The organism is Sphingomonas sp. (assembly GCF_048594985.1).
In the GTDB taxonomy this organism is placed as follows: Bacteria; Pseudomonadota; Alphaproteobacteria; order Sphingomonadales; family Sphingomonadaceae; genus Sphingomonas_I.
In genome coordinates, this window is record NZ_JBMDXG010000023.1 from 1 (window position 1) to 4,516 (window position 4,516).

Genomic DNA, 4,516 nt, shown 5'->3' on the forward strand with positions numbered 1-4,516 from the left:
CCGGCGCGCGCACGCTGCGCGGCGCGCAGGTGACGTTGGTCGAGCTCAACCGGACCGTCCGCGCCGACGACGGCGGCCGCTATCGCTTCACGGGTGTGCCTGCCGGCCAATATACGCTCCGTGCCACCTATAGCGGCGTGCGCGCGTTCGAGGCGAAGGTGTCGGTGGCCGAGACCGAGACGCTGACCGAGAATATCGCGCTCGGCGATCCGAGCAGCGACGTGCTGGTCATGGGGCAGCGCGCGACCCTGTTCAGTTCGCTGTCGCGTCAGCGTTCGGCGGACGGCGTCGAAAGCGTGCTGACGCGCGACGGCGTCGGCCAGTTTCCCGACCAGAATGTCGCGGAATCGCTCCGCCGCCTGCCCGGCGTCAACATCCTCAATGACCAGGGCGAAGGCCGCTTTGTCTCCGTGCGCGGCCTCGACCCCAATCTCAACGCGTCGTCGATCAACGGCGTGCGAATCCCCGCGCCCGAATCCGACGTACGCTCGGTGGCGCTCGACGTCATCTCCAGCGACCAGATCGAATCGATCGAGGTGAAGAAGACGCTTACCCCCGACATGGACGGCGATACGATCGGTGCGTCGATCGAGATCAAGACCGCAAGCGCGTTCGATCGCAAGAAGGACCTGCTCACCGTCCGGGTTGAAGGCAGCTACAATGACCGGCAGGACGCATTGACGCCGAAGGCCGATATGAGCTTCGCCACGCTTCTCAACGACAAGGTGGGGATCGCCGGCGGCCTGTCCTACTACAAGCGCAAGTTCGCGACCGACGGGATCGAGACGGGCGGCTGGACGACCGCCAACGACGGCACCGTCTATACCGAAGAGCCCGAATATCGCGATTACGATGTCGAGCGCGAGCGCATGAACGCCTCGCTGTCGTTCGACTTCAAGCCGAGCGACACGACCACGCTCTACCTGCGCGGCATCTACAGCCAGTTCGACGATCAGGAATATCGTCGCCGCCTCGCGTTCGTGTTCGACGGCGCGCCGTCGGCGGCGAGCGGCGATCGCGTCAGCTTTTCAGACGCGGACGACCGGATCGAGGTGCGCCGCGACGTCAAGGACCGGTTCGAGCGGCAGCGCATTCGCTCGCTTACCGGCGGCGGCGAAACCGATATCGGCCCGTGGAACCTGAAATATTCGGCCGCTTATTCCAAGTCGAGCGAGCGCGAGAACGGGTCGCTCGACCCGACCCGCTTCCGCGCCCGGTTCGACGGGGACGGCGTGGCCGTGGACTATGATTATAGCGACCGCCGCCGCATCGCCTTCAATGTCACGAGCGGCGAGGACCTGTTTCTCGACCCGTCCGAATATGGGTTTAACCGGGTCGAGCGGACGGCGCTCTCCAATTCGGTCGATCGGGAATATAGCGCGCGCGGCGACATTTCCCGCGCCTTCCCGCTGGCGGCCGGCGAATTCACGCTGCAGGCGGGCGTGAAATCGCGCTGGCGAACCAAATCCTACGATTTCGACATGGATTATTACGGCGATTTCGACGGCGACTATACGCTCGCCGACGTGCTTGGGCGCCAGACCTATCAATTTTACGACATCTCACCCGTGCCGGGAAAGAAGGCGCCGACCGACTTCTTCTACAGCAATCTCGACCGGTTCGAGCTGGACCCGTTCGAGAGCGGCTTCAACTCCGTCACATCGGACTATCGCGCGAAGGAGGACATCCTCGCCGGCTACCTGCTCGGCCGCTTCGACAGCACGGCCGTCCGCGTGATCGGCGGCGTCCGTGTCGAACGGACGCGCAACCGCCTGACCGGCAATCTCGTGGAGGTGTTCGAGGACGAGGCCGACGGTTCGTGCGGGGAGCTCTACTGCGTGACGCTCGCCGGCTTCCGCCGCAGCTACACCAACTGGCTGCCGAGCCTGAATGCCCGCTTCGCGCCGGCGCGCGACGTCGTGCTGCGCGCGGGCGTCTCGAAGAGCCTCGTGCGCCCCAATCTGCGCGATATGGCGCCCCGGTTCACGATCAACGAGGATCGCGAGGCGGAGTTCGGCAACCCCAATCTGAAGCCCTACCAGTCCTGGAATTTCGACGCGTCCGCCGAATATTATTTCTCCCGCGACGGCGCGATCTCGGCCAACGTGTTCCACAAGCGGATCAAGGACTTCATCGCCACCGCCTTGTTCACCGATCCGTCGCAGGATCCGTTCGGCGGCACCTATAACGGCATCAGCTACGGCCAGTTGCGCGTCGCCACCAACGGCGACACCGCGACCGTGACCGGCGCGGAATTCATCTTCAGCCAGGCGATGCGCTTCCTGCCCGCGCCGTTCGACGGGCTGCTGGTCAACCTCAACTACACCTTCACCGACGCCGACGGCACATTGCCCGACGGGCGCGACATCCCGCTGCCAGCAGCGTCACGCCACACGTTCAACACCGTGCTGGGTTATGAGAAGGGGCCGGTCAGCATCCGTCTGGCGGGCACCTATCGCGGGCGTTATCTCGACGAGGTCAGCGACTCCGCAGACACCGACCGCTATGTCGACAAGCATTTCCAGCTCGATCTCAGCGCGAAGTACAACATCACCAAGTCGATCCAGATCTTCGGCGACTGGATCAACGTCAACAATGCCCGGTATTTCGCGTACCAGAATTACGCCAACAGCCGCCGCCTGCTCCAGTTCGAGGAATATGGCTGGACCGCCAAGGGCGGCGTGAAGGTTACCTTCTAACGCCACCGCAAGCCTGACGGAGCGTCCCCTCCGTCAGGCGGCGCCCTTCTCCAGAAGGTCGTGCCGCCGCAGCGCATGACGGAGCTGATCATAGGTCAGCTTGAGCGCGGCGGCGGTGGCACGCTGGTTGAAGCGGTTGCGGCGGAGCGCAGCCTCCAGCAGCTGGCGCTCGTAGGCGTGGCAGGCGGCGCGCAGATCGTCGCAGTCGAGGGAGGGCTGCGCCAACGGCGGCGTGCCCGGTTGCTCTACACTTGCCCCACCACCGGGCGGGGGCGCGGCCTCCTCCACCGGCTTCAGGGGCGCCATCCGCCACGGCGAGGCGAAGGGATCGAACTGAATGGCGTCGACGGGTCGTCCCTCATCCTCCCAGCGATAGATGGCCCGCTCGATCACGTTCCGCAGCTCGCGAACGTTGCCGGGCCAGTCATGTTTCTCCAGTCCAGCCTGCGCGGCCGGCGAGAAACCCGGCCAGCGCGACCAGCCCAGCTCCGAGGCCATCCGCCGCCCGAAATGGTCCGCCAGCACGGCAATGTCGCCTTCCCGCGCGCGCAGCGGTGGCAGGGTGATCACTTCGAACGACAGGCGATCGAGCAGGTCCGCGCGGAAGCGCCCCTTGTCGACCAGATCGGGCAGGTGCTCGTTGGTCGCCGCGACGATGCGCACGTCGACCCGCAGCGCGCGCGACGCGCCGATCCGCGTCACCTCGCCATACTCGACCGCGCGTAGCAGCCGTTCCTGTGCGCCCTGGCTCAGCGTCGCCAGCTCGTCGAGGAAGAGCGTGCCGCCGTCCGCTTCCTCGAAGCGGCCGACGCGCGCCTTGGTGGCACCGGTGAAGGCGCCGGCCTCGTGCCCGAACAGCTCGGCCTCGATCAGCGTTTCGGGCAGCGCCGCGCAGTTCATCGTGACGAGCGGTCCGGCCCAGCGGGGAGACAGGCGATGAAGCCGTTCGGCGACCAGCTCCTTGCCCGTGCCACGCTCGCCGATGACCAGCACCGGGCGGTTGAGCGCGGCCGCGCGGCTGGCGCGTTCGACCGCGTCCAGAAACGGGCCCGACTGGCCAATGAATTGCGCCTCGCGCTCCATGCCGGGAGTTGGCGTATTTTCCTATCATTTGGCAAGAGCAATCTTGCTTCGCGAGAAGCCAGATGCGCTAAAAATACCAGTTTTCCGGGAATAATTGCAATTGGCACGCCCTCTGCAAAGTAGGGATCGAAGCCGGACGATCCGGTGAAAGAGCAACCAGACGCCAAGTTTGAGGGAGAATTCCGATGTTCGACAAGATCGATTTCCAGCGCCTCGCGATTTCCTCGGTCGGCGCGCTCGCGCTGTCGGCCGTCTGCCTCGGTGCGGCCGCCGCCCCGGCCAAGGCCGCCAACGCCCCCCGCACCGCCGCCGAATGGCAGGACGATGTGGCGCACCGCATCCAGGACGTCCGCGAGAGCCGCACGGTGTTCGTGCCATCGAAGCTGACCCCGGCGGCGGTCGATGTCCATTTCTCGGCCGACGGCGACTTCGCCGGCGCGACGATGGCCAAGCCGACCGGCCGCAAGGCGCTCGACGCCCGCGCCGTGGCGGTTGCCAGCCGCGTGGCCTATCCCGCTTTGCCCGCCGGCTTCCGTGGCCAGCCGCAGACGGTTCGCATGAACCTCTACTTCGGCGATGTCGGCAGCGAGCTGGATTATGTCGCTCTCCGCGCCCGCGCCGGCCGCGACGTCCAGATCGCCGGCGCCCAAACCAATGCCAACACCCAGGTCGCCGCTCGGAGAGCGGCGTCGCTCCGGGGTCGGGCCCCCCAACAACCCCCCCCCGCGCAATAA

Annotated in this window: 3 protein-coding genes; 2 read left to right on the plus strand and 1 reads right to left on the minus strand. The window is 66.1% G+C overall.

The features are described 5' to 3' along the window. On the plus strand, positions 1–2,699 hold a 2,699-nt coding region (locus ACOJSF_RS00795), incomplete at its 5' end, for a TonB-dependent receptor (RefSeq protein WP_420140341.1). 33 nt (positions 2,700–2,732) lie between these two features. Here the strand turns inward: ACOJSF_RS00795 and pspF are convergent. Beyond that, positions 2,733–3,782 carry a phage shock protein operon transcriptional activator gene (gene pspF / locus ACOJSF_RS00800; RefSeq protein WP_420140342.1) on the minus strand — a complete coding sequence of 350 codons (1,050 nt, stop codon included), beginning with the start codon at positions 3,780–3,782 and terminating at the stop codon, positions 2,733–2,735. A 185-nt stretch (positions 3,783–3,967) separates the two neighbouring features. Between pspF and ACOJSF_RS00805 the strand changes: the two genes are divergently transcribed. Continuing rightward, the gene (locus ACOJSF_RS00805) at positions 3,968–4,516 is read left to right on the plus strand and encodes a hypothetical protein (protein ID WP_420140343.1); all 549 of its coding nucleotides are present in this window, start codon (positions 3,968–3,970) and stop codon (positions 4,514–4,516) included.

Coding starts and splice junctions, on each gene's coding strand:
- ACOJSF_RS00805 (WP_420140343.1), top strand. CDS start 3,968: ATGTTCGACAAGATCGATTTCCAGCGCCTCGCGATTTCCTCGGTCGGC.
- pspF (WP_420140342.1), bottom strand. CDS start 3,782: ATGGAGCGCGAGGCGCAATTCATTGGCCAGTCGGGCCCGTTTCTGGAC.